The organism is Halorubrum sp. SD41 (assembly GCF_058630335.1).
Map to the genome: position 1 here is coordinate 60,246 of NZ_JBZVGZ010000010.1, position 25,120 is coordinate 85,365.

Here is a 25,120-nt window from a genome sequence, read left to right on the forward strand (position 1 = left end):
TGGGCACTATTCTCTTCTATGTTAGTTGCCGATCTCTCTGTAATAGTAGTTAACTACCAGATCGTTATAATATAAATAATTCTGATGGTTTGGTGGATAACGACTATAGTGTTCTTCGTTCGCGGCTGGCAGATGAGTGGGTATGTGTTTCACGTGAATCGGTAGCATACAATCGCCTCTGATCTCGTCCCTTTGAGTCGGAATACAGTTCGTAGCTATGTCACACAGCCTACTGAGGGTGTAATTGTAATTACAGCACGACGCTCTGCCTCGCGCGCTGCGGCACAACAACAGCAGCGCCCGCCCACACACGCATACTACAGCTACAGCTACCACTACAGCAACATCTACCGCACAACAACAGCTACCACTACAGCAACAGCTACAGCACTACTAAGCCCCTCAATGCGTTGTAATATACGATTCATACTACTGTACACTAATAATAGGACAAATTATAGCCACTATATCTCCGACTCAATGCGTTATAATTTGGAATTAGAATATACTAATATATACTTCGTAGATAGGCCCGGTCATATCCTGTCAGGTGTAGCTCGCAACCACGAGTCTGATAGTGAGAAGTGACCTGTACTTCAGAGCGATTCTCCGGTACCTGACAGGCCCACAGTTAGATACCCCCGTGGTCTGAATGGTTATGGTCATCTTGGTTTAAAAACCGCTCCTGAGTCGTCTGAGAGCCTCGGGGCACAAAACTGCTGAGACAGTCATTTAATATTTCTTATAATATGCTACTTGTGCCAGATAAATTAAGTTAAGTTGGAACATTCGTCGATCTTCTGAGCGCGTTAATAAGTGACCGTCTCTCAGAGATTTTCGGTTTGAGGTCAGAAAATAAGGGTTGCTTGAACGGCTAATTTCTGGGATCAATGAATTGCCAGGAATCGGGCGTATGGGAGGTCTCCCAACGGCCGGTAGTACTGCTCGTTTGCCACTGCTACTTCCACATGAAATCAAGCGGTGTTTGAATAGTATATTATCTGTTAAATCTTCATATCTCGGAGTTAGTCTACATTATAAATTCTGCCTAATACAGGTCCTAAAGCATGAATGGGCAGTACTAAGTATCTACAGCACCTCTATTTGGTGAAGGCAGTTTTCTGATATATCTACCCTTGCCGACGGGTAGATTTTGTAGCTGTTTCAATTACTATGTCTGTATCAACTACTCCAGCCGCAGGCTCAGAGTCTGATTCAAACACCGTTCCTACTGCTCCCTCAAAGTGGGTTCCTCCTGAGGAAAGACCGCCAACAGAAGCTCAGGAGGCACAAGCTCGGAAGCAGTCTTTGGAAGAGGGTAATCGAACCGAGATCGCCTACGATTCAGAGGGGAAGGTGTACGACCCTCGCCAGCTCTCATATAGGCAGAGACAGCGGTACGCGAAGCTGGATAAGCATAATCGAGACAATCACTGGAAGAACCGAGACGATATAGATGATATTGGTGGGGATTATGACCGCCAGCTCAAACTAAAAACGACACAGGGAATAGCGTCCCAACTCGGGTTGTCTGAGTACCATACCCAAGTGGTTGTAGATCGCATATTCGAAATCGATGGTCAACGCTTTGGACAACGAACCGAAGCAGTCGCCTTCTGTCTTTGTGCTGTGGTAGTTAACGAGGATGCCCGAGATCGGTATGATAGCGAGAAGGTGTATCACCCGGCCCGCGGAGACGCGAACAACGATAGCCAGTATGTACGCATGGAGACCGAACTGATCGAAGCTTTCGATCCGATTACGAAGTCACGACTACAGAGTATCTACTCGAAGCTCACCCAAGGTACTCCTCCGACAAAGGTGGATGAAGAAACCTCTCGATTTGTAGCTGATAACTCAGTCGTACAACGTAACTCGTCTTTCGCCCCTGACTATGCTCTCCCTCAGTCATCGGGAGACCAATAGCACCACACCCCCTATATAAACCCTATCACACTACTAATGATGTAGGGGTTTGGGAGAAATCATTTACAAGATTCAATCGCAAGAAGGAATCCTTTGAGGCGGAGGAACTTGTCCGCTCTAATTGAAGGCTGGAATAAGCGGTGAGAACTTGCGGCGGTAGCGGGCACTCAAAGGAGTCCAATATGAAGTCAACTTAGTGGCTGACAGCGAATTAAGAACTACTTGAGGACGATTTGTGGAGCAGCCGAGAGTTATTAGAGGATGTCAATCAGTGTGGGGAGGTTTATCGCAAGTAGACCAATCTCGTTTGTAGACAAAGGATCTGTGTAAAGCTCAACAGAAGGAGTGGAGACTGCGCACGGAGCGATTATTCCAGTTCAATTTTGACGTTGAGATACAGCTGGTACTACGTCACCTCCAAGGATTGATCTTCCAGAAAGAGTCCTCCCAAACTGGCGTTCCAAAGACAAAGAACGGTCTTTAATTCATTATATAAACAAGATTATACTTCTGGGAATACTACTATCTGGTAATGCTGGACCCAGATGCTCCTGAACTCGATGACGTCGATCAGAGCGATATAATATTCACTGAGAACGTAATTGGATACAACATTCAATTTGGTGGAGATCGCCTTGGAGCTATTGAGGGAGTTCCAGGCCAGATAGAAAATTTCGTCGTGGAACCACATTACCAAGGCAATGGGGTAGCACGAGCTGCCCTCAATGCGTTCATTCGTCGGAGTCGATTAGAGGGAGCCTCTGAAATCAAGACGAACAACGTGTCCCATCCTGCGATGGAACACATCCTTGAGACGGAAGGGTTCGAGGAACGAACCGATGAGATCGGATGGGTGAAAGAAATCTGAGGTCGCACCGTACTCACCTCATTCGAACAGGTCTACCGACTCTGGATCGGTCACATGCGAGCCGGAATTAGCAGATACTGTTACTTCTGAAGCAGGAGTGTATTCGTCATCGAGATACTGTTACTTCTGAAGCAGGAGTGTATTCGTCATCGTACTGGCTCAGAACAGCTTCATTCTGGGCGATGATCCTCTCGACGGTACGGACCATCGAGTCGATCTCGGAAGTCGATTGACTGTCCATCTGCCAAGTCTTTCTGAGGTGGCGGCCTCAAAGTGCCAATAATCCAATCAAACCCGAATAGAGTGGGGGAGTCAAACCATACAGGTGGGGGTTCCGAGGGTGGTACCTGTTGTTAAAACACTTCCAGATATCCTCGTTAACCTCTCTCATTCTCAGTCAGATCAAATAGGTCGTACACAGTTTCGTCGATCTTCACTTCCAGCTCTTCGATACTCGTCTCTTCGACAGTCTGGCGGTCGGCCTCCAACGCCTCGACAAAGCGAGTCACAAAAAGTGAGCGGAACGACACAAACACCGAAGGAGAATCGGTTGTTGAGGATTATCGGGCTAATCCAGCGGATTCCCGTAGAGACGGGCTACGATGTGGTTCGTCACATCATCCATTTTCGCTGATTGGGTATTGTATTCCTCCTCAGTTCGCTTGTTCTCCATGAACGTCTCCATATCCACGTGTGATTGACTCGTGTCAGGAAGTTTGATATCCTTCACCCGGTCAATCATAGAGTCGCGGGTGTTTACGTCGCGCTTTAGGCCCGACTGATCCCGTAGGTCACTGTTTTCGTATGCCTGTGGGAGGAATTCTGAGAGGAGAAGTACATCCTCCTCATCGAGATTTGTGAATCGCAGTGCCGGGATATATTCCTGTTCGTCTTCCACAATGTACCCGTGTCGGTCTATTTCGTGCTTTTCAGGGTATTCTGGCTTATATTTCGGGCGGATTTTGACAGTTACCGAGTAGCTGTCTGGGGCGACTTTTTCGGGTTCACTACACCGAATGCCGTTGATTTTTGGCGACCCCTTCTCTGTCTCATCAATGGTTTCCGGTAACACAGTTCCGCGACTTTCAGATGTTGGCTGAATCTGCCCGAAGTCACCGACTCGTTCTCCTTCGATATACGGTTGAATGAAGTCCACGAGGTTGGTGTTTAGTTCATCTCGCTGGCCGATAATTCGGGTGTGTTCTTTGGCCAGATAGACCAGCATATCGTGGGCAATATCCCGTGTCACGCGCCGTTCTAACTCCTCGGATTCGCCGTCTGCGGACTCTTCTCCGTCTTCCTCATCGTCGGATGTCTCGTCTTCCGGTTCCTGAAGGATGTGTTCGTCGGCAAAGTCGGTGACGGTATCGCTGTCGATCTCGCCGTTGAGGAACGCTTCTACCTTCTCTTCGAGTGCTTCGACTACCTGCTCCCGTTCGTCTTCTGGGGTGTCGAGATCGACGGTTGGGATAGGGATGGAATCGTAGTATTCGGAAGCGAGGTTGTTGTCGATGAAGCAAGTCCAGAAGTAGTGGTCTGTAAGGCCGGAGGTGATGATGGCTAGCAGGTAGTAGATACTCTCCTTGTTCTCGCTCCGCGGCAGGATAGTGATGGTTGAGTTGAAGCCGATGTATTCGTTGAGATCGATGGTAGAGACAATTCGATCATCCATTTGCGAGTTCCTGATTGCGTTGGCGATGATTTTCTCATCGGCCTCCCAATACTTCTCGTCACGGGGTGCATCCAGGGCATCCCTATCGTACAGCACGTACTCACCGCCCCAGGCGTACCCGTATCGGTGGAGGTCATCGCCGCGTAGAATTTTGCGATATACCTTCCCGTCGTCTGGCGGGGACTCGGTGAGGAATTCGCTGTTATTGCCAGTCCGGAGTCCCTGTTGTGTATCTGCTATATTCCCGAGTTGGGTTGTTCTGTAGGTTGTGAGATAGTCTTCCACCCATTCCGCAGGGCGAATCAACAACGGGTTCCACGGGAGGTATTCAACTACTTCCGACGGAAACTCTCTGAGGCTGTCGTTTGCATTCGGGAGGTCATCTGGGTGGATTGTCGTGCTTTCTAGCGTTTGTTCGTCGTCTTCCTCCCGGTTCCGGTTCGGCTCGGCATACAGAATCATCGGCTCGTTCGTCGCATCTTCGAATACGTCGTCGGTGAAGTCGATGATGCGGATGTAGTCCGATTCATCGAGCAGTTTGCGACGGGTATCCTCGAACGACTGATTGTTCAGCAGGGTATGGGGGATAATGTAGGAGAACCGGCCGTTGTTCCGTGTTGCGTCGAGTCCTTGATCGACGAATACTGCGTACAGGTCATATCGGTACTGGTAGGTGTCTGCGTACGCCTTCTCGTAGTAGTCCCGATAGTATTCGTCTATATTTTGGATTGAGACGTAGGGAGGATTTCCGATGACTGCATCGAACCCGGGGTTGTCCTTCTCCACGTCTGAGTAATCGATATCGTCGCCATCAGATTCCAGTCCGGGGTGGTAATAGATTTCGGGGAATTCCAGCTCCCAGTGGAAGAAAGATTCTTCTTCGGCTACATTTTGGGCGTGTTGGAACCAGTCCTTGTCCCGGAGCTCCTCCCATTCCTCGTTTCCCTGTTCGGGGTCACTGAGGACATCGGCCATCTCTTCGTAGTCCGACGGGTCAACCGAAATCTCATCGAGACGATCTGCGGTAAATACGTTCAGCAGTTCTTGGAAATGGCGGCGCTGCGGGAGGTTCTGGAAGTCCCGGTACTTCCTTTTGATTTCCTCCGCTGCTTCACGCGTTTCGAGGTCGATGCCAATGAAATCGGAATATCGTTCAAGCAACTCTCCGACGATGTCGGTCAGCGTGGAATCATAGTACGTGAGTCGGGTGCCTACGTGGCCATCTTGCTCAGTGCTTTGGTCGATGTAGGCGTTCTTCACGTCGTCAATTTCGGAGCCGATCACCGAGTTCCCGTGCTTGAAGTGGTGGTCAAGAAACGCTAGTGGTTGATCGTTGGCGAGTGTGTGGAGCCAGAGCGACATCTTGGCCAACTCGACGGCCATCTCGTTCACGTCGATTCCGTAGATACATTCCTGCGTCACCCGCCGTCGTGCATAGTTTAGTCCCAGTGATTCTGGCGGGTCAATTGGTGGGTCATCTTGTTCTTCGAGTATTCTCCGCTCCTCGTCTGCAACCGTCTCGATCTCGGTCACAAGATATTCTACAACGTCCCGGAGGAAGTGACCGCTTCCCATCGCCGGGTCGATGACTCGGAGTTCAAGGATGCGGTTCATAAACCGCTCCGTGTACGTTTCATCGTCTGAGTAGTCGAACTCCTCGATTAGGCCGAGTTCAGACTTGATTTCGGTAATGAGGGGGTCGAGAGAGTTCGAAACGATGTAGTTGACTACTTTTTGCGGGGTGTAATACGAGCCTGTAGCACGCCGCTCGTTATCGTCAGTTCGGAGATAAACTTCACCTTCCTCCACTTCTGCTTCGAACGGTGGGTCTTCATCGTACTCCTCGAAGTATTCCACTTCAGTCGACCAAACCTCGGAACCATCATCATTGACAGTCGTGAGCGGTTCGTCGGCCACCTCTAAGTGGTGTTCGAGCAGTCCTTCGTAGATGGAGCCGATGTTCCGGATAGATAGTTGTGAGTAGTCGAAGAACGAGTTTTCTCGGTCGGCGTCTTGCTGGTATGAGACTCGGTAGATCGCTTTGGCTATGTACTCGTTGCCAAGACGCGCGTTGGCGAGGAAGTGATCGGTATCAGAGTCTTCCAGGTCTGGGTCGGTGTTGAACAGCCCCCCGTCGTAAGCCGGGATATCGAGTTCATCCTCGTCGTACCCGAGGTGTTCGCTCCCACGGTCAATCAGTTGAAAGAGGAGTTCGAGTCGGTTCCAGAGGCGCGGATTCTTGTCGTCGTAGGAGTGATTCGTGTCATGGAGATTATTCTTGACTTCTTGCTTCAGATCAACTAACCCGTACTCGTTGCGGTATATGGTATTCTCCCGGGGTAAAAGGTGTCTCTCGTCACTTTCTGCATACAAGACGAAAATGAGTCGGTAGAGGTATGTGAGTGAACTCTCAAATATCAGTTCTTTTTGTTCGTCAGTGAGATCATCGGTATCAAAGTCGGTAGCCCGCGGCGTGTTAAGGAATCCGTCAGCAAGGATTTGGATTGCCTCGTAGATGTTGTCTTCTAGATCGTCTCCGAGCTCCCTAGCGAATGCGTTGCTCCCATCGTAGATGCGGGTAAGGTAACATCCGGAGACGCCGGTTGAGGGGTCAAAAGATTGGCCGCGAAAGAGCATGTAGAATTGTTTGAACTCCTCGACGCCGAACCGCGTGTCTGATAGGATTGTCTGCAGGTTGATTTGGTACCAGCGGTCAACTTTCACGCCGTCGCCAGCGTAGTAGAGACGCCATTCGATGCCGTTCGTCAGGACGCCCCATTCAACGCCGGTGTCTCGGAGGTATCGGTTGATTTGAGCACTGGGATTGTCCCGCTCTTTATCATCCAAATCGGGGTCTGCATTAGGCTCACCGTTGTTGCCTGGCCCGTCGAGAGGGTGTCCCCAATCCTTTGCTTCTGCGACACCGATAGCAGCATCGTAAACGTCAGACTCATCCTGCATCCGGATTGCTTCTCGCTTCACCACCTCGTTTTTGAAGAAGGCATAATCGGGTTGGTCGCCAGAGGTGCCATCTATCGTACCCTCACGTGCGTACACAACCCCGAGAATGTCTAATACAGGATTGATGAACATATCCTGCACTTGGTCTTCGTTGGCGTTTTCAAGTGCGCTTACGTTCTGGTCGTGGAGTTCGTCAACTCCCTCGTATGCCTCTTCCACGTCATCGTCATCGACTGTCTGCCACGCTTCTGTTTCTTCGAGATGGGTGTTGAGATAGTGTTTGGTGAACAGTCCGTTGTTTTCGTATGGTGTGAGAGATGCGTTAGTTCCCATTTTTCGTGATCATGTGGTTATTTTATCTGAAATACGTTCGTATCTAGACTAGCAATTAGTTGTGTCTCTGAAGACACGGCATATTACTTATTACACAAGCTACCTTCCCGCGGAGGGTGTCGAGAATCTCCGAGCTATCAGGCATATTACAGCCGATACATTCAGTAGTGAAAAATCTTCACGACAAGTAGTTGGGGCCTATCGGGACAGTCGCAGGAACCTGAGATCATCAGTTCTGTTGTTGCTTTTTTCGCTGTAACTCCGCCTCAATGTGTTCTAACACAGAGGAGGCATGACTTCGATCCTCAGAGTCTCGATCCTTGGAGTCGACTACCTTCTCCATTTCATGCTCAAGGAAGACAAGCTGGCGGAGAGTGAGATCCATATAAAGAGTACGGATCGTGGGTTTATAAAATCCGGTGAGAATTTACTCCATATCGAACATCTCCCGCCGCAAGTCTCGCTTCTCAGATTCAGTCCGGGCGTCGTAGTGTTTGTCCAGCGTCGGGATACTGACGTTCATCCGGTCGCTAATTAGCTCTTTCCGGTGGCCCTCATTGAGCCAATGAGTGATAGCCCCTCGTCGGATAGCGTGGGGCTTGTGAGAACCAGGACATTGCGCTGCCTTGTTGTACTCTTGGACGGCGACACACTCGGACTGTTCTCGATCGTGGGGACACTCTCCGGTGTAGTGACACGGACGGGTGAGTCGGCGGATGTGGGTCCGGAGATTAGACAGCGCCATGCGACCATGCTTTGAGGCGAAGAGAGGGTTTCGACCGTAGTCGTCCTCCACCTCGATGTGATTCATCCGGAGATAATCGTCCAGAATTTCGCACACCCAATCGTGGAGATTTACTTCTCGTTCGGCAGTTGACTTGTTTTTCTGTGGAGTACCTTCGTCGGGATCGTGAGACACCTCAATGTACTGCTCTTCGGGGTAGTAGTCGCCAACGTCTAACGACCGAGCGTTTCCGAGACGCATCCCTGTGTCCCACAGGAGAGCAAAGAGGGCGTGTCGAGTCGTGGCGTATTCGAAGTCGTCTAAGTATTCGAGTATCTGGTTCGCAGTCTCGGGTTCAATTTTCTCGGAGCGAACCTTCTCGTCGGGGTCGTTGAGGACCATGTTCTCGACAACCCACGAGTCGATCAGTCCCATCGAGTTGGTCCACTTGAGGAAGCTTCGAAGCGAACACAGGTCGTTGTAGAGCGTCATTTCATTGACCTCGCCCTCCTCTCGGCGGTGCTGCTTGAAGTCGGAGATGTGGAAGCCGTCTATATCGCAGATGTTGTCGAGGTCAATCTCCTCGCAGAAGTCGAGGAATATCCCAAGCGACGAGGCGTTGTTGTAGTAGGTCGACTCGGCCCATTCGGGCTTCTTGTCGGTGAGGTAGCGTTCGATCGCGCGTTCCGGCGTCATCTGAGTTCGAGATTCGGACATGGTTGAGCCGAACCCCGCGATGGTGGCTTGGGAGGGTATGAGTAGCCGGGTTCACACTCCTCCGCGGTGGAGCCGGAGTGCGTATGAAATCGCACGACGGCGAGCAGGTCGGCGGTTCGAATCCGCCCCAACCCATCCGCTTTCCTGGCGGTCGTGAAAGAGCTACTGAGAGGTCGGGGATTCTCATCTGGATCCTCTCGACGGAACGCAGCGGCGATGTAGGAGAGGCAGCGATCGCCGTCAGACCTTAGCCCGCCGCGCCCCCGTAGCCTGCCATGGTCTCGCACGCCGGGTTCCACTCGCTTCACGAGGAGACGACCGCGTCGATTCCGGTCCGGGGCGATCTGCCCGCGTGGCTCCGGGGCAGTCTGATCCGGAACGGTCCCGGCGCGTTCTCGTTCCCGGACGGAAGCGACGTGGACCACTGGTTCGACGGCCTGGCGATGCTGTACCGCTTCACCTTCGATCCGGGGGACCGCGCAGACTCGGTTTCGGGTGGCGACGGCGACGCGGTCCACTACCGCAACCGCTTCCTCCGGAGCGACGCGTATGACGCGGCGACGAGCGGCGAGTTCGAGGGCGGGTTCGCTACCGGCGAGACGACCCTGCGCTCGCGGCTGGCGACGTTCCTCGCGGAGCCGTACGACAACGCGAACATCGTCACCGAGCGGATCGGCGACGAGTACGTGGCGCTGACCGAGTCGCCGCGGGGCGTCGAGGTCGACCCGAACACGCTCGCGACGGTCGGCCACGTCGACCGGGAAGGCGACGCGCCGAGCGGCCAGCTCTCCTGCGCTCACTTCAAGCGCGACCCGGCGACGGGCGCGCTCGTCACGGTCGACACCGAGTTCGGACGGACGAGCCGATACCACGTTACGGCGTGGACCCGAGACGGGGAGCGTCGCCACGTCGGCAGCGTCGACACCGACGAGCCGGCGTACATGCACAGCTTCGCGCTCACGCCCCGGTACGTCGTCCTAACGGAGTTCCCCCTCCGACTCGACCCGCGTCGGTTCCTGAAGCCGGGCCGGCAACCCCCGTTCATCGAACAGTTCGAGTGGGAGCCCGATCGCGGCACGCGGATCGTCGTGCTAGACCGGACGACGGGCGACGTGGTCGCCGAGCCGACGACCGACCCGTTCTTCGGGTTTCACCACGTCAACGCCTTCGAGCGGGACGGCGGGACCGAGGTGGTCTTCGATCTCGAAACGATCCCGGACGCGACCGCGATCGACTCGCTGTACCTGGAGAACGTCCGCGCCGGCGAGATGGGCACCATGGCGGGTCGGATCGAGCGGTTCACCGTCGACCTCGGATCCGCGACCGGTGCGGACAGAGACGGCGGCGGCGACGCGACGGTGGCCCGCGAATCCCTGTTCGACGGCGGCAGCGCGCTGCCGACCGCGTCGCCCGCACGGTGGTGTCACCCTCATCGCTACGTCTACGCGATGGGGATGGACACCCCGGTCACGGAGTGGGCGCGACGCGTCGTGAAGGTCGACGCCGAGACGGAGGCGGTCCGGACCTTCGACGACGGCGGCGACTACTTCGGCGAGCCTCTGTTCGTCCCGGCTCCCGACGGCGAGGCCGAGGACGACGGCGTCGTCGTGACCGTCGCGCTCGACGTGGACGCCGACCGGTCGCGGCTGCTCGTCCTCGACGGCGAGACGCTCGGGGAGCGCGCGCGGGCGACGCTGCCGCACGCGCTCCCCTTCGACTTCCACGGTCGGTACTTCCCGGAGCTCCGGGCGGCGTCGGCGGAGTAACCCGCGACGGCCGACAGGTCCTTGCGCCGCGGGGCCGTACCACGGGTTCACATGACCGCGGGCGACGACGACGCGCTCCCGTCGACCCCCGACGCCGACGCGGTCCGGTCGCTCTCGGCGGCGGACGGTCGCCCCGACGAGCCCGGAACAGTCGTCTGGCACCGGAACGACCTCCGGATCGCGGACAACCCGGCGCTCGCGGCGGCCGCGGCGGAGTCCGAGCGAGTCCTCCCGCTGTTCGTCTTCGACCCGAGCTTCTACGACGAGCGCGGCGCGGCCTGCGACGCGCGGATCGAGTTCCTCCACGACTGCCTGCGCGACCTCGACCGCCAGTACCGCGATGTCGACGGCGCGGGGCTGACGTACGCCCACGGCGACCCCCTCGACGTGCTGGGACGGTTCGTCGACGCCGGCTGGGAGGTCGTCGCGACCGCGACCCCGACCGGTCGGTACGGCCGGCGGCGGGACGAGCGCGCCCACGAGCGGCTCGGCGTCCGGTTCGTCGCGGGCGACGGACTCGTCCGCGACGCGGACCGCCCGCGCGAGAACTGGAGCGAGCGCGTCGAGTCGTGGCTCGCGGATGACCCGTTCGACTGGGACCCCCGATCGGTCGCGGTCGAGCGCGTCGAGACCGAAATCGACCCCGAGACGGTCGCCGACGCGTACGAAGTCGAGTCGTCGAAGACGCGCGTGCCAACGGGCGGACGCGGCCCGGCCCGCGAGCAACTCCGCGCGTTCACGGAGCGAATCGCCGACTACCCGGGGTCGATCTCCTCGCCGGTCGACGCCCGCGACGGGACGAGCGGCCTTTCCCCCTACCTGCGGTTCGGCTGCCTCTCGGTCCGCGAGGTCCACCGCCACGCCGACGAGCGCGCGCCGGACGGCCGCGGGAAGTCGATGTTCGTCTCCCGGCTGTTCTGGAACCGCCACTACGCGCAGAAGCTGCTCGACTGGCCGAGGTGGCTCGACCGCGCCGTCAACCCCGTCTACGAGGGGTTCAACCGCGACCGCCACGACCCGGACCTCGTCGCGGCGTGGAAGCGCGGCGAGACGGGGTTCCCGATGGTCGACGCGAGCATGCGCTGTCTGCGCGAAACGGGGTGGCTCAACTTCCGGATGCGGGCGCTGTGCGCGAGCCTCTACTTCCACGTCCTCCAGCAGCCGTGGCGGATCGGCGCCGACCACTTCTACCACCACCTGATCGACGGCGACGCCGCGATCAACTACACCCAGTGGCAGTCGCAGTGCGGACTGGTCGGCCGCCCCGGACTCCGATTGTACGATCCCCGCAAGCAGGTACGCGACCACGACCCTGACGGGGAGTTCATTACGCGGTGGGTCCCCGAACTCGATCCGCTGCCCGCCGCGCACCTCGACGCCCCAGAGAAGGCGCCGCTCGCGGTCCAGCGCGAGGTAGGCGTCGAGATCGGTGCGGACTACCCGTATCCCGTCGTCGACTACGAGGCGGCCCGGAGCGAGTTCCGCGAGCGCTACGGGGCGGCGTCCCCCGCCGCGGCCGACAAGCTCGGCGACGAGGAGGTCGCTCGGCGGGCGTCGTTGTCCGGCGGCCTCGGCGCCGCGCGGTCGATCGCGGCCGAGCACGGCGAACCGCCGGGTTCGAGCGCGAGCGACGCCGACGAGTCGCCCCAAACCGACCTCGACGAGTTCGGGTGACTCGCCGGCCGCGGATCCCGCTGCGTCGGGGCATCGCCTCCGCGTGGAAAGCTTCATACGTTCGTGTGCCGTATTGTGTGTTATGAACCAGAACGTCGGTGCGACGGACAAGCGCGTCAGGACCGCGGTCGGCGCCGTCGCCGGCCTCGCCTCGATAGCGACCCTCGCGAACGCCGCGCCGCTCCCGGCCCTCGCGGCGCCGGTCTTGGGCGTCGTCGCGATCGCCATGCTCGCGACCGCCGCGACCGGCACCTGCGGCCTGTACGCCCTGCTCGGCGTCGACACCTGTCCCGCGGACGCCGGCGGGCCGCGCTGAACCGCTCTCCGCAACCGGCGAATTGCCGGGATAAGACGCGTCAGAAGTCTATTTTCTCTCCGCTCCGACCGTGCCCTCAAGTGCTCCGAGTGCGTACCGATCGCATGTTCGACAGCGACCCGGATCGACGGGGTATCAGAACGGACTGCGGTGACGGCTCGCCCGGGGTGAGCGTCGCGTGAGCGACGACCCGACCGCCCTCGTGATCGGCGGCGGCGCGACCGGGACGGGGATCGCTCGGGACCTCGCACTCCGCGGGGTTGACGCGACGCTGGTCGACCGCGGCGGGCTCGGGAGCGGAACCTCCGGGCGCTCGCACGGACTCCTCCACAGCGGCGCTCGATACGCCGAGGCCGACGCCGAGGGTGCGCGCGAGTGTATCGAGGAGAACCGGACGCTCCGGGAGATCGCCGGGGCCTGCGTCCGCGAGACCGGGGGGCTCTTCGTCCGGCTCGCCGGCGACGACCCCGACTACTTCGAGCAGAAGCTCGCGGCCTGCGAGGGCATCGGAATCCCGACCGAGCGCCTCGACGGCGACGCAGCTCGCGAGGCCGCGCCGGGGCTCACGGACGAGGTCGAGGAGGCGTTCCGGGTCCCGGACGGCGTCGTCTACCCGTCGCGGCTGGTCGCCGCCAACGCCGCGGACGCCGAGCGTCACGGCGCGTCCGTCCGCCCGCACGCGCCCGTGGAGGACGTGACGGTCCGCGACGGCGAGGTCGCGTCGGTCCGAGTCGGCGGCGACGTCGACGAGACGCTCTCGCCCGAAGTCGTCGTGAACGCCACCGGCGCGTGGGCGGACTCGATCGCGGAGATGGCGGGCGTCGAAGTCGGGATGGCGCCGAGCCGCGGCGTGATGGTGTCCGTCGAGTACGACGGGCTCGGCCCGGCGCTGAACCGGTGCCGCGACCCCGACGACGGCGACATCGTCGTGCCCCACGACGGCGAGGTCGTGCTGGGGACGACGAGCGTCCCGGTCTCCGACCCCGACGACTACGAGACGGCCGACTGGGAGGTCGAGCGCTCCGTCGAGGAGTGCGCCGCGATGCTCCCCGCGGTCGCCGACGCGCCGACGGTCCGGACGTGGTGGGGCGTCCGGCCCCTCTACGAGCCCGACGAGGCGGGGCAGGACCGCCGGGGCATCTCCCGCGGGTTCACGCTGCTCGACCACGAGCGCGACGGCGCCGCCGGCCTCTACAGCGTCGTGGGCGGGAAGCTGACTACCTACCGCCAGATGGCCGAGACGACCGTCGACCGCGTCTGCGACCGGCTGGGGGTCGACGCCGCCTGCGAGACCGCGGCCGAACCGCTCGCACACGCCGACGAGCCCGATCGGCTGGACGAACTCGTCGTCGAGTACGGCGGGGCGAACCCCACGGACGCCGACGTGGTCGGCGCGCGAGCGGGCGACTGACCCGACCGGTCGGCGACTCCGCGGCGGGGAGCCCGCGCCGGCACGCACACTCAAGTCCCTTCCGGGCGACGGCGTCGTATGGACACCGCGAACTTCCTCTTCGTCTCCGCCGACGCGGCGCTGATCACGGACCTGGCGTGGCAGGTCCGGCGCGAGGGCCACGACGTGAAGTACTACATCGAGGCCGAAAGCGACCAAGAAATCGGCGACGGGTTCGTGCCGAAGACGGACGACTGGCGCGCCGAGGTCGACTGGGCCGACGTGGTGATCTTCGACGACATCTGGGTCTCGGGACCCGACCAGCGGGAGGGTCCCGGAACGAACGAGCGGGGTGACACCCCGCGAGTCGGCTCCGACGTCGGGACCGGCGCGCTCGCGCAGGAACTCCGCGAGCGGGGGAAGGCCGTCATCGGCGGGACGCCCGACACCGACCGGCTCGAAGAGGACCGCGGCTACGCGATGGAGGTCTTAGAGGACCACGGCGTCAACACGGTCGAACACCACGTGTTCCACGAGTTCGACGCGGGCATCAAACACGTTCAGGAGAACCCCGCGCCGTACGTGATCAAGCCGCTCGGGGAGGTTCAAAACGTCAAGCGCCTGCTGTACGTCGGCAACGAGGACGACGGCAGCGACGTGGTCGACGTGCTTCGGGCGTACGAGAAGGCGTGGGGCCACCGGATGAAGGGGTTCCAGCTCCAGCGGAAGGTCGAGGGCGTCGAGGTCGCGGTCTGCGGCTTCTTCGACGGGAACGAGTTCGTCGACCGGGTGAACTTCAACTTCGAGCACAAGAAGCTGTTCCCGGGAAACATCGGCCCGTCGACCGGTGAGATGGGGACGTCGATGTTCTGGGCGGGGAAAAACAGGCTGTTCCAAGAGACGTTCGGCAAGATAGAGGGATGGCTCGCCGACGAGGGGTACGTCGGCAGCATCGACATCAACTGTATCGTCAACGAGACGGGTATCTACCCGCTGGAGTTCACGCCGCGGTTCGGCTACCCGACCATCGCCCTTCAGGAGGAGTCGATCGAGTCGTCGACGGCCGAGTTCTTCTACGACCTCGCGCACGGGAACAAGCCCGAGCCCGAGGTCCACGGCGGCTACCAGATCGCCGTCAGGGTCGTCCTGCCGCCGTTCCCGTTCGACGACGAGCAGACGTACGACGAGAACTCGCGGAACGCCGCGGTCGTCTTCGAGACCGAGGACCGAACGGGGATCCACCTGGAGGACACGAAACAGGTCGACGGCCAGTGGCGCGCCGCCGGCGAGAGCGGGATGCCCATCGTCGTCACCGGAAAAGGGGAGACGATGGGTGCCGCGCGCGAGCAGGCGTACGGCCGCATCGACGACGTGGTGATGCCGAACATGTACTACCGCGACGACATCGGCGAGCGCTGGGTCGACGGCGACGGCGACCGCCTCCAGGCGTGGGGGTACCTCGGCCCGTGAGCCTCGAACGGGGCCGTCCTCGCCGACACCGGTTCCCGTCCCGGCGGCGCCGGACCTCGCCCTCCACGACTTTTTAACGGTCCGGACCACTACACGGGGTATGCCGAAGTATTCGACGGGCGGCGGCGGCGGCGGGGACGACGGCGACGCGTGCGAGCTCTGCGGTCGCGAGACCACGGACCTCCGGAAGGCGACGGTCGCCGGCGCGAAGCTGCTCGTGTGTTCGAACTGCCGCCCCCACGACGACGCCGGCAACGCGCCGAGCGCCGGCGACGGGTCGCGCGGCGGCAGTTCGGGCGGCAGTTCCGGCGGCGCCGGATCCGGATCGGAGGCGACGGAGAGCCGGAAGAAGGAGCTCGCGCGGAAGCAGGCGAAGATGTACGACTCCGCGACCGGCGACTCGAAGCGCTGGGAGGAGGAGGGGACGAGCTACGAGGCGGACCGCCTCCCGTACCTCGTCTCCGGCTACGGCGACGCCGTCACCGAGGCCCGGCAGGACGCCGGGCTGACCGTCGAGGAGGTCGCCGCCGAGCTTGAGGTCGACGAGGACGATCTGCTCGCGGTCGAGGACGGGCGGGCCGCGACCGCGAACGTGGGAGGGTCCGTCGTGCGTGCGCTCGAAGAGCGGTTCGGGATCGGTATCGTCGACGAGTGACCCGCGCCGAGCCGAAAGCGACCCGCGCCGAGCCGAAACGACCAATCCGGCGCGCGGCGACCGTCCGCCAATGAAGGCGATCAAGGACAGCGTCCACGGCCACGTCCGGCTCGGGGACGTCGCCGCCGAGCTGGTCGACACGCCGGCGTTCCAGCGGCTGCGACACATCAAACAGCTGTCCACGGTCCGGCTCGTCTACCCCTCCGCGAACCACACCCGATTCGAACACAGCCTCGGCGTCTACCACCTCGCCGGCCGCGCGGTCGAGGGCCTCGGCATCGACGCCGACACCGCGGCGCACGTCCGCGCCGCGGCGATGCTTCACGACGTCGGCCACGGCCCGTACGGCCACCAGACCGAGGGGATCATCCGGCGCGCGACCGGGCGCGACCACGACGACGTGCGCTGGCTGCTCACCGACGCGGACCGGGAGGTCTGTCAGGCCCTCGAACGCAACGGGCTCGACCCCGAGCGCGTCGCCGCCCTGATCGACGGCGAGGGGGCCTTGGGGCCGCTCGTCTCGGGCGAGCTCGACGTCGACCGCATGGACTACCTCGTGCGCGACGCCCACCACACGGGCGTTCCGTACGGCACCGTCGACACCGGCCGGCTCGTCACCGAACTCCGGCTGATCGGCGGCGACGAGACGGGGAGCGCCGCCGACCTCGCCTTAGACGAGGGGAACGTCGCCACCGCCGAGAGCCTGCTCGTCGCGCGGTCGCTGATGAACGCCGTCGTCTACCGACACCACGTCTCCCGCGTCGCGGGCGCGATGTTAGAGCGCGCCTGCGAGCGGTACCTCGACCGCACGGAGACCGACGTCGAGGCGTTCCGCCGGATGGCCGACCACGACCTCCTCGTCGAACTCCGCGAGCGCGTCCCGGCGCTCGGCGAGCGCATCGAGCGGCGGGACCTCTACAAGCGCGCCGTCTGGGCCGGGATCGACGAGGTGCCCGCGGGGACGGTCGACGCGGGACGCCCGGAGGAGCGGGCCGCCGAACGCGAGATCGCGGACGCGGTGGGGATCGACCGCGACGCGGTCCTCGTGGACATCCCCTCGCGTCCGGCGCTCAAGGAGTCCGGCTCCGCCGTCGTGGTCGACGGCGTCCCGCAGCGGCTGGAGGACGCCTCGGAGCTCGTGACGGGGCTCCGGGCCGCGGAGCGCCGCCGCTGGACGCTCGGCGTCTACTGTCCCGCCGAACGCGTCGAGGAGGTCGCGGCCGCCGCGCGGGAGGTCTTGGGGCTGCGCGCGACGGGGCGACCCTCTGCCTGAGCGCCGCGGTCGGTTTTTCACCAACCGTCGCACGTTGCGGTCGGCTTTTCACCGACCGTCGCGCGTCGCCGCCTTACTCTCCGTCCGGCCCCGGAACCGCCAACACCGGGCGGTCCGCGTTCAACACGACCGTCTGCGTGGTGCTGCCGAAGACGGCCTTCCCCGCCGGGCTCCGCTTGCGACCCGAGACGCAGATGAGGTCGGCGTCGACCTCGTCCGCGGCCGCGATCAGCTCCTCGCCCGGATCGCCGCTGGCCTCGTAGTGAACGCAGTTCACGCCGGCCTCCTCCAGAATCTCGCGGGCGCGTCGGACGGTCCCGAGCTGGTGGACCGACGCCCCCTCCGGATTGTCCTGGAAGACGTGACAGAGGTGCGCCGTCACCTCGTTCGGCGCGTCCGGGAGGTCGGCGACGACCTCGGCCTGTGCGACCGCCCGCTTCTCGTCGTCGAGCCCGATACCGAGTAACACGTCGTACATACCCGGCGCTTCGGCGAGCCGGAACATAAATCACCCCGCGAATTCGCGGTCGGCGGAACCGGGTCGAGGCGGAGTCGACCCGCCGCGGTCGACACTCCCAGCCTTTTATCCCGTGCCGCCGAAGGCGGACGCATGCTCACGGTCAAGGACACCGTCCACGACCACATCGAGATCGACGGTGTCGCCGCGGACCTCGTCGACACGCCCGCCCTCCAGCGGCTGCGCCACGTCAAACAGCTCGGCACGGTCCAGCTCGTCTACCCATCCGCGAACCACACCCGGTTCGAACACAGCCTCGGCGTCTACCACCTCGCGAACCGCGCGCTCGACCACCTCGGGATCGAGGGGAAACGCGCCGACCGCATCGAGGCCGCGGCGATGCTCCACGACGTCGGCCACGGCCCGTTCAGCCACAACCTCGAGTCGCTCACACACCGCCGGACAGGGAAGTACCACGACGACGTCGACGAGCTGCTCGCGACCGGCGCGGTCGGCGAGGTGTTGCGCGACCACGACCTCGACCCGGATCGGATCGCCGAAATCGTCGCCGGCGAGGGCCCGTACGCCGGCCTCGTCTCGGGCGAGCTCGACGTCGACCGCATGGACTACCTCGTGCGCGACGCCTACCACACCGGCGTCCCGTACGGCACCATCGACACCGAGCGGTTCGTCCGCGAGCTGACGTTCGTCGAGCGCGGCGCGGGCGCGGACGCCGACGGACCGGACGGCTGGAGCGGACCCGATCGCGACGGTCCGGAGCTCGTCTTGGACGAGGGGAACGTCCAGACCGCGGAGAGCCTCCTGCTCGCCCGCGCGCTGATGAACCCCGTCGTGTACACCCACCACGTCGCGCGCATCTCGAAGGCGATGCTGCGCCGGGCCGCGAGCGAACTCCTCGACGCGACCGCGACGACGGCGGCCGAGCTGCGCCGGATGGACGACCACGACTTCCTCGCCGCGATCCGCGACTGCCGGGCGACCGCCGAGCTCTCCCGGCGCTACGACGAGCGCGACCTCTACAAGCTGGCGGTGTGGGCCGAGTACGACGACGTCCCCGACCGCGTCCACGAGGCGGACCACGCGGCCGAGACCGCCCTCGAACGCGAGATCGCCGCGGCGGCCGGTGTCGCCCGCGACCACGTGATCCTCGACGTGCCGCCCGAGCCGACGATGCGCGAGTCGACCGCGCGCGTCACCGTCAACGGCGAGATCCGGCGGCTCGAACGCCAGTCGCCGCTCGTCTCCGCGCTCCGAACGGCCCAGCGCAACCAGTGGCGCCTCGGCGTGTACGCCCCCGAACCGGCGACCGACCGCGTCGGCCGCGCGGCCGCGGACGTGCTCGGCCTCGACCCCGACGGGCTCGTGACCGAGGTGCGCGGGGCGATGCCGACGACGCTCGACGAGTTCGAGTAGCCGGCGGCGCCGCGCCCGGCGGGGCCGTTCCCGTGAGGTTTTAAGCTCGGCCGGCGAGCCTCCGGTATGCATCTGGAGGGGACCGTCTTGGTCGGTCCCGACTTCGATCCGGTCGAGGGCCGGGTCGTCGTCGCGGACGGCGAGATCGTCCGGATCGAGCGGGAATCCGTCGAGAGCGACGACGTGATCCTCCCGGCGTTCGTCAACGCCCACACGCACATCGGCGACTCGATCGCCAAGGAGGCGGGCGAGGGGCTCTCGCTCGACGAGCTCGTCGCGCCGCCGGACGGGCTGAAACACCGCCTCCTCCGGGCGGCGGACCACGAGGAGAAGGTGGCCGCGATGGCGCGCACCCTGCGGTACATGGAGTCGACCGGCACGGGCACGTTCCTCGAGTTCCGGGAGGGCGGCGTCGACGGCGTCGCCGCGCTCCGCGACGCGCTCGCGGGCGAGGGGGTCGAGTTCGGCGAGCGCGCGATCGAGTCGGTCGTCTTCGGCCGCGACGATCCCGACGTGCTCTCGGTCGCGGACGGGTACGGCGCCTCCGGCGCCCGCGACGCCGATTTCGACGCGGTCAGGACGGAGACGCGCGAGGCCGGCAAGCTGTTCGGGATCCACGCGGGCGAGCGCGACGCCGACGACATCAACCCGGCGATGGACTTGGACCCCGACTTCCTCGTCCACATGGTCCACGCCGAGGAGATCCACCTCGAACGGCTCGCCGACCGGGAGACGCCGGTCGTCGTCTGCCCCCGTTCGAACCTCGTGACGAACGTCGGGGTGCCGCCGATCCGCGAGCTGGCCGAACGAACGACGGTCGCGCTCGGCACCGACAACGTGATGACCGATTCGCCGTCGATGTTCCGAGAGATGGAGTTCGCGGCGAAGCTCTCCGATCTCCCCGCTCGGGAGATACTTCGGATGGCGACGGTCAACGGCGCCGAGATCGCCGGGCTGAACCGCGGCGCGATCGAGCCCGGCGCGGACGCGGACCTGCTCGTCCTCGACGGCGACTCCGACAACCTCGCCGGCGCGCGCGACCTCGTCCGCGCGGTCGTCAGGCGCGCCGGCCACGCCGACGTCTCGCGCGTCGTGATCGGCGGTGACCCCGTCGTCCCGCGCGACGACTGAGCCGCCGCCGTCGCGGTCGCGACCGGACCGATCGCAGTCGACGCCGACGTTTCGACGACCCCGCCCCGGAGAGAAACGGTTTAGTCGCTGGCTCCGGCCCGATCGGGTATGCACGCCATCACTCGATCCGGGTGGATCGAGGTCATCTCCGGGTCGATGTTCTCGGGCAAGACGGAGGAGCTGCTCCGTCGGCTCCGGCGGTCCGAGATCGCCGGGCAGTCGGTCGCCGTCTACACGCCCGCGGTCGACGACCGCTACGGCGAGGCGACGATCGGGAGCCACACGGGCCGCCAGTGGGAGGCCACCGTCGTCGACAACGAGGGCGACGGCCCGCTCGACGTCCTCGACGACGACCCGGCCGAGGTCGTCGCGTTCGACGAGGCGAACTTCTTCTCGGACGCGCTCATCGAGGTCTGTAACGCCCTCGCGGACCGCGGCAGCCGCGTGATCGTCTCGGGGACGGACCAGACGTTCCGCGGCGAACCGTTCGATCCGCTTCCGCAGCTCATGGCGACGGCCGAGTACGTCGACAAGCTCCAGGCCATCTGCTCGGTCTGCGGCGAGCCCGCCTCCCGGAACCAGCGGCTCATCGAGGGCGAGCCCGCCCACGCCGACGACCCGACGATCCTCGTCGGCGCCGAGGAGTCCTACGAGGCCCGGTGTCGCGACTGTCACGTCCTGTTGACCGGCGACCGCCCCGACGAGGAGCGACCGTTCGAGAGCGCCGAGGCCGACTCCGCGAACGACTGAGTCAGTCGGTTCGCTCGGACGGTCGCGCCCGCCGGTAGGCCCACAGGTGGCCGTCGCCGTCGGGCAGGTCGATCGGCCGATAGGTCAAAATCAGCGTGTCCCCGTCCGCGAGCGCGAGCCGCTCGCCGTCGATCGGGCGCCGGTTCTCGACGATCCGCTCGATCCGCTCGACGAACGCCTCGGGGTCGGCGAACTTCTCGCTCAGTTCGACGGCGAGTTCTCGGCAGTCGCGGCCGGCGGCGGTCTCCGGGTCGCCGTCCACGTCGAACTGGTCGTACAGCCACTCGTTCACCCGGATCACCCGTCGGTCGGCGTCCTCGACGAGCATTCCCACCGGGAGCGCGTCGAGCGCGGTCGACAGCACGGCGTTCGACCGTTCGATCTCGCGTTTGCGCGCCTCCGCCTCGGTGACGTCCTCGAACTGCGAGAACACGCCGATCACCGCCCCGTCGGCGTCGGTCACCACCTGGTTGTGCCACGCGCAGCGGATCCGCTCGCCGTCGCTGCGGACGTTCTCGTTGACGCTCTGGTAGCCGCCCTTATCGGAGAGCAGGTCGCGTTCGAGCGCCGCCACGTGTCGCTGCTCCGACTCGGGGACGAACGGGGCCCACGTCCCGCCGAGCAGTTCCGACTCGTCGTAGCCGAGGATCTCCTCCGCGGCGGGGTTCACTCGGACGATGCGGAACGCGTCGTCGTACTCGATCGTCCCGAGCGGCGACTGGTCGATGAACCGCGAGAGCCGCTCCTCGCTCTCGGCCAGCGCGACCCGGGACCGGTGCTGGTCGACCGCGTTGCGCACCCGGTTGGCCAAAACCTCGTACTGGTCGTCGCCGCCGCGCTTCTGAATGTAGTCCGTCGCGCCGGCCGAGATGGCCTCGCTCGCGATCTCCTCGCTCCCCTTCCCCGTGAACAGCACGAACGGAATCTCGATCCCCCTGTCACGGACCCGCTGGAGGAGCGTCAGTCCGTCCGTCCCGGGCATGTCGTAGTCGGAGACGACGCAGTCGATCGGCGCCGTGGCCAGCGTCTCGATCGCGTCGTCGACGTCGGTTTCGGACCTGACCTCAAACGCCTCGTCGATCCGTTCGAGGTAGGTCGCGGTCAGATCGAGGTAGGCCGAGTCGTCGTCGACGTGGAGGACGCGAACCGTCGACGCGTCCGTCGCCCCGGGGTCCACGTGAGGGCCCGACATGCCAATCCGTACCGGGACCCGTCGGATATACGTTCGGGTGAGTCGGGTCGACGCCGCGGGCAGGGTATCGGCTCACGCCGCGTCTGCGCCGGGGTGTCGGCTCACGCTCCGTCTGCGTCGGCCGTCGCGTCGCGGTCGCGCCCGTCGGCGGTCGCCTCGTCGCCCGCCGCGGCGTCGTCGTCCGCGGTCGCGAGGCGGAACAGCCCCACGAGCGCGGCGGCCGCGACCAGCGCCCCCTCGGCCTTCGCGGCCGCGTACGTCCACTCGCGCGGCTCCGCCTCGCCGGCGTTCCGGTAGAGCGCGCGCGTCCAGAGCGCGACGGCGCGCCGCGGCGCGACGGCTTCGAGCAGTCCCCCGATTCCGGCCACTAACAGCAGTAGCGCTTTCATACGACCCCTTCGACGGCGACCCTCAAAAGCGGACCGGGGCGGGCCCCCACGGCCGGGGGCCGGGCCGCTCACCCGCCGGTCACTTGCTCGGCGTCGTCGAGGTAGCGCCGACAGGTCGCGGCCGCCCACTCGCGGACCGCCGGATCGTCCGTCCACAGCAGCGCGGCGACCCCGTCCCCGCCGATCCGCCCGACGACCGCGCGGTCGTCCGCGAGGGCCACCGCGACGGGCGACGCGCCCCCGTGGCGGTACGCGTCGACGCCGCGGTCGGCGAGCGCGCGCCGGACGACCGCCCCCGTCGCTCCGGCGAGGCGGTCGCTCGCGGACCCGGTGAACACGACGCGGACCGCTCGCGGGGCGTTCGACCCGGATACAGCGTCGCTCTCCCCGTCATCCTCGTCGTCTCCGGCCGCAGCGTCGCCTCCGGCCGCAGCGTCGCTCCCCGCGGCCGCCAGCGCCTCGTTCAGTCGCCCGGCGAGGTCGGCGTCGAACCGCGGGACGACGGCGACGACGCTGTCGGCCTCGCCGACGAGTTCCGCGAGCCGTCCCGCGGGAGTCAAGGCGTCGGTGCCGGCCGCGTCTTCAGCATCCGACTCGTCTCCGCGCTCGATGCGTTCGATCCGCCCGTCGAGGCTCGCCGGGTCCGCGTCGACCGCACGCGCCACGAGCGACCGGAGGACCGCCGCGGGCGACGCGTCGTCGTCGCTCACGCGTTTCGCTCGTTCGCGGCTTTTGAGTCGCCCTCGTCCCCCGGCCACCGGTCCGGTGCCTCCGGGCGTTCCGGGTACGACTGCCGGCCCCCGGTCGACTTCTGCGCGAGCAGCCGCGCGGTGGCGCGTCGCCGGTCGCCGGGGCGCTCCGCCGTCGTCTCGTCGTAGTAGCGCACGCTCAGCCCGAGCCCGGCGCGGAGCAGCTCGTTCGCCGCGAACCGGTAGCGGTCGTCGCTCGGCCCCGACGGGGACGGCTCCGCGGACCGGAGATGGCCCTCCACGAAGAGGTACCCGCCGGGCCTGAGCGACTCGACGAGGTCCGCGAACCGGTCGAGGGTGTGGAAGTAGCTCATCGCCACGAGGTCGTACGTCTCGGTCGGGAACCCGTACGTCGAGACGTCGCCCCGAATCGTCTCGATCCGGTCGCCGATCCCGCGTTCCGCGGCGCGCTCGCGGACGATCCGGAGCCCCTCCGCCGACGCGTCGAGCGCGTCGACGTCGTAGTCGCGGTCCGCGAGGAAGACCGCGTTGCGGCCGGTGCCGGCCGCGACGTCGAGCGCGCGGCCGCCCGGCAGCGACGGCTCGTAGGCGCGTAACACGGGGGACGGCTCCGGCGCGCGCGGGTACTCGCCCGACGCGAACCGCTCGTCCCAGTCGGTGTCGGTCACGGTCGCCCTTCGACGCGCCGGGGCGTAAACCTCAGGGGCGAACCGCTCGGAGTGGGGGTATGGAAGACGCGACGGACCCGGCGGAGCGGCTGAACGCGCTCCTCGGCGACGGCGACGAGACGCTCGCGACGGCGGAGTCGCTCACGGGCGGCCTCGTCGGGTCGCGGGTGACGGACGTGCCGGGCGCGAGCGCTTACTTCGACCGCGGGTTCGTGACGTACACGTACGCCGCCAAGCGGGAGCTGCTCGGCGTCTCCCGCGAGTCGCTCGACGCCCACGGCGCCGTGAGCGGGCCCGTCGTCCGCGAGATGGCGGCGGGGGCCCGCGACCGGGCGGACGCGGACTGGGCGGTCGCGACGACCGGGATCGCGGGGCCGACCGGCGGCACCGACGAGAAGCCGGTCGGACTGGTGTACTTCGGCGTCGCGCACGCCGCGCCGTGGGGCACCGAGGAGTCGTTCGTCAGGACCGAGCGAGCCGTCCTCGACGGCGACCGCGACGCGGTGAAGCGGGGCGCGGCCGAGCGCGCGCTCGACGCGCTCGTCCGGACGATCGAGGACGTCGACAGTGAGAGCGTCGAGGACGCGGACGGGTGAACGCGGGGTCGGCCGAGGCGCCCGGCCCACACCACCACGTGCGTTTAT

19 protein-coding genes are annotated in these 25,120 nt (G+C 63.9%); 12 read left to right on the top strand and 7 right to left on the bottom strand.

What is annotated here, in order from left to right; translation table 11 throughout:
• Positions 1–2,458: 2,458 nt before the first annotated feature.
• Complete coding sequence (locus AC4NMM_RS06235; RefSeq protein WP_491923850.1) at positions 2,459–2,794, top strand: GNAT family N-acetyltransferase; 336 nt, start codon at positions 2,459–2,461, stop codon at positions 2,792–2,794.
• Positions 2,795–3,362: 568 nt separating this feature from the next.
• Here the strand turns inward: AC4NMM_RS06235 and AC4NMM_RS06240 are convergent.
• Together AC4NMM_RS06240 and AC4NMM_RS06245 are read right to left on the bottom strand one after the other, a co-directional pair.
• Positions 3,363–7,760 (bottom strand): Eco57I restriction-modification methylase domain-containing protein, encoded by a 4,398-nt coding sequence (locus AC4NMM_RS06240; RefSeq protein WP_491923851.1) that lies wholly within the window; start codon positions 7,758–7,760, stop codon positions 3,363–3,365.
• Between the two features lie 427 nt (positions 7,761–8,187).
• Positions 8,188–9,180, bottom strand: coding sequence for a tyrosine-type recombinase/integrase (locus tag AC4NMM_RS06245; protein ID WP_491923852.1), 993 nt, complete (start codon positions 9,178–9,180; stop codon positions 8,188–8,190).
• Between the two features lie 296 nt (positions 9,181–9,476).
• Here AC4NMM_RS06245 and AC4NMM_RS06250 point away from each other — a divergent pair, with 296 nt between their 5' ends.
• The 7 genes from AC4NMM_RS06250 (at position 9,477) to AC4NMM_RS06280 (ending at position 17,745) form a co-directional block, all read left to right on the top strand.
• Positions 9,477–10,967: a carotenoid oxygenase family protein gene (locus AC4NMM_RS06250; RefSeq protein ID WP_096395877.1), complete on the top strand. Its 1,491-nt coding sequence runs from the start codon at positions 9,477–9,479 to the stop codon at positions 10,965–10,967.
• A 51-nt stretch (positions 10,968–11,018) separates the two neighbouring features.
• Positions 11,019–12,641, top strand: coding sequence for an FAD-binding domain-containing protein (locus tag AC4NMM_RS06255; protein ID WP_096395879.1), 1,623 nt, complete (start codon positions 11,019–11,021; stop codon positions 12,639–12,641).
• An 82-nt stretch (positions 12,642–12,723) separates the two neighbouring features.
• On the top strand, positions 12,724–12,957 hold the full coding sequence (locus tag AC4NMM_RS06260; RefSeq protein ID WP_096395881.1) for a YgaP family membrane protein: 234 nt from the start codon (positions 12,724–12,726) through the stop codon (positions 12,955–12,957).
• Between the two features lie 178 nt (positions 12,958–13,135).
• Entirely contained in the window at positions 13,136–14,368 is a 1,233-nt protein-coding gene (locus AC4NMM_RS06265; RefSeq protein ID WP_491923853.1) for an FAD-dependent oxidoreductase, read from the top strand.
• Between the two features lie 78 nt (positions 14,369–14,446).
• On the top strand, positions 14,447–15,817 hold the full coding sequence (locus AC4NMM_RS06270) for a phosphoribosylamine--glycine ligase (protein ID WP_096395885.1): 1,371 nt from the start codon (positions 14,447–14,449) through the stop codon (positions 15,815–15,817).
• Positions 15,818–15,917: 100 nt separating this feature from the next.
• Positions 15,918–16,472: a helix-turn-helix domain-containing protein gene (locus AC4NMM_RS06275; RefSeq protein WP_096395887.1), complete on the top strand. Its 555-nt coding sequence runs from the start codon at positions 15,918–15,920 to the stop codon at positions 16,470–16,472.
• Positions 16,473–16,542: 70 nt separating this feature from the next.
• On the top strand, positions 16,543–17,745 hold the full coding sequence (locus AC4NMM_RS06280; RefSeq protein WP_491923854.1) for an HD domain-containing protein: 1,203 nt from the start codon (positions 16,543–16,545) through the stop codon (positions 17,743–17,745).
• Positions 17,746–17,818: 73 nt separating this feature from the next.
• Here the strand turns inward: AC4NMM_RS06280 and AC4NMM_RS06285 are convergent, their stop codons facing one another.
• Positions 17,819–18,223, bottom strand: a complete 405-nt coding sequence (locus AC4NMM_RS06285) for a universal stress protein (protein WP_092924009.1) — start codon at positions 18,221–18,223, stop codon at positions 17,819–17,821.
• Between the two features lie 132 nt (positions 18,224–18,355).
• On the opposite strand from AC4NMM_RS06285, the gene AC4NMM_RS06290 reads away from it, so the two are divergent.
• From AC4NMM_RS06290 to AC4NMM_RS06300, 3 genes are all read left to right on the top strand, one after another.
• Entirely contained in the window at positions 18,356–19,636 is a 1,281-nt protein-coding gene (locus AC4NMM_RS06290; protein WP_096395891.1) for an HD domain-containing protein, read from the top strand.
• A 66-nt stretch (positions 19,637–19,702) separates the two neighbouring features.
• A complete protein-coding gene (locus AC4NMM_RS06295) occupies positions 19,703–20,767 on the top strand; it encodes an amidohydrolase family protein (protein ID WP_096395893.1) in 1,065 nt (354 codons plus the stop codon).
• Between the two features lie 108 nt (positions 20,768–20,875).
• Positions 20,876–21,517: a thymidine kinase gene (locus AC4NMM_RS06300; RefSeq protein WP_096395895.1), complete on the top strand. Its 642-nt coding sequence runs from the start codon at positions 20,876–20,878 to the stop codon at positions 21,515–21,517.
• A 1-nt stretch (position 21,518) separates the two neighbouring features.
• Here AC4NMM_RS06300 and AC4NMM_RS06305 read toward each other — a convergent pair whose 3' ends face one another.
• The 4 genes from AC4NMM_RS06305 to AC4NMM_RS06320 all read right to left on the bottom strand — a co-directional run bounded on the left by AC4NMM_RS06305 (position 21,519) and on the right by AC4NMM_RS06320 (position 24,476).
• Positions 21,519–22,709, bottom strand: coding sequence for a PAS domain-containing response regulator (locus AC4NMM_RS06305; RefSeq protein ID WP_096395897.1), 1,191 nt, complete (start codon positions 22,707–22,709; stop codon positions 21,519–21,521).
• A 101-nt stretch (positions 22,710–22,810) separates the two neighbouring features.
• A complete protein-coding gene (locus AC4NMM_RS06310; protein WP_096395899.1) occupies positions 22,811–23,098 on the bottom strand; it encodes a hypothetical protein in 288 nt (95 codons plus the stop codon).
• A 68-nt stretch (positions 23,099–23,166) separates the two neighbouring features.
• The gene (locus tag AC4NMM_RS06315; protein ID WP_096395901.1) at positions 23,167–23,808 is read right to left on the bottom strand and encodes a transcriptional regulator FilR1 domain-containing protein; all 642 of its coding nucleotides are present in this window, start codon (positions 23,806–23,808) and stop codon (positions 23,167–23,169) included.
• Positions 23,805–24,476 (bottom strand): class I SAM-dependent methyltransferase, encoded by a 672-nt coding sequence (locus AC4NMM_RS06320; protein WP_096395903.1) that lies wholly within the window; start codon positions 24,474–24,476, stop codon positions 23,805–23,807. The genes AC4NMM_RS06315 and AC4NMM_RS06320 overlap by 4 nt, the downstream gene beginning before the upstream one ends.
• A gap of 59 nt (positions 24,477–24,535) precedes the next feature.
• Here AC4NMM_RS06320 and AC4NMM_RS06325 point away from each other — a divergent pair, with 59 nt between their 5' ends.
• On the top strand, positions 24,536–25,072 hold the full coding sequence (locus AC4NMM_RS06325) for a CinA family protein (protein ID WP_096395905.1): 537 nt from the start codon (positions 24,536–24,538) through the stop codon (positions 25,070–25,072).
• The last annotated feature ends 48 nt before the right edge of the window (positions 25,073–25,120 follow it).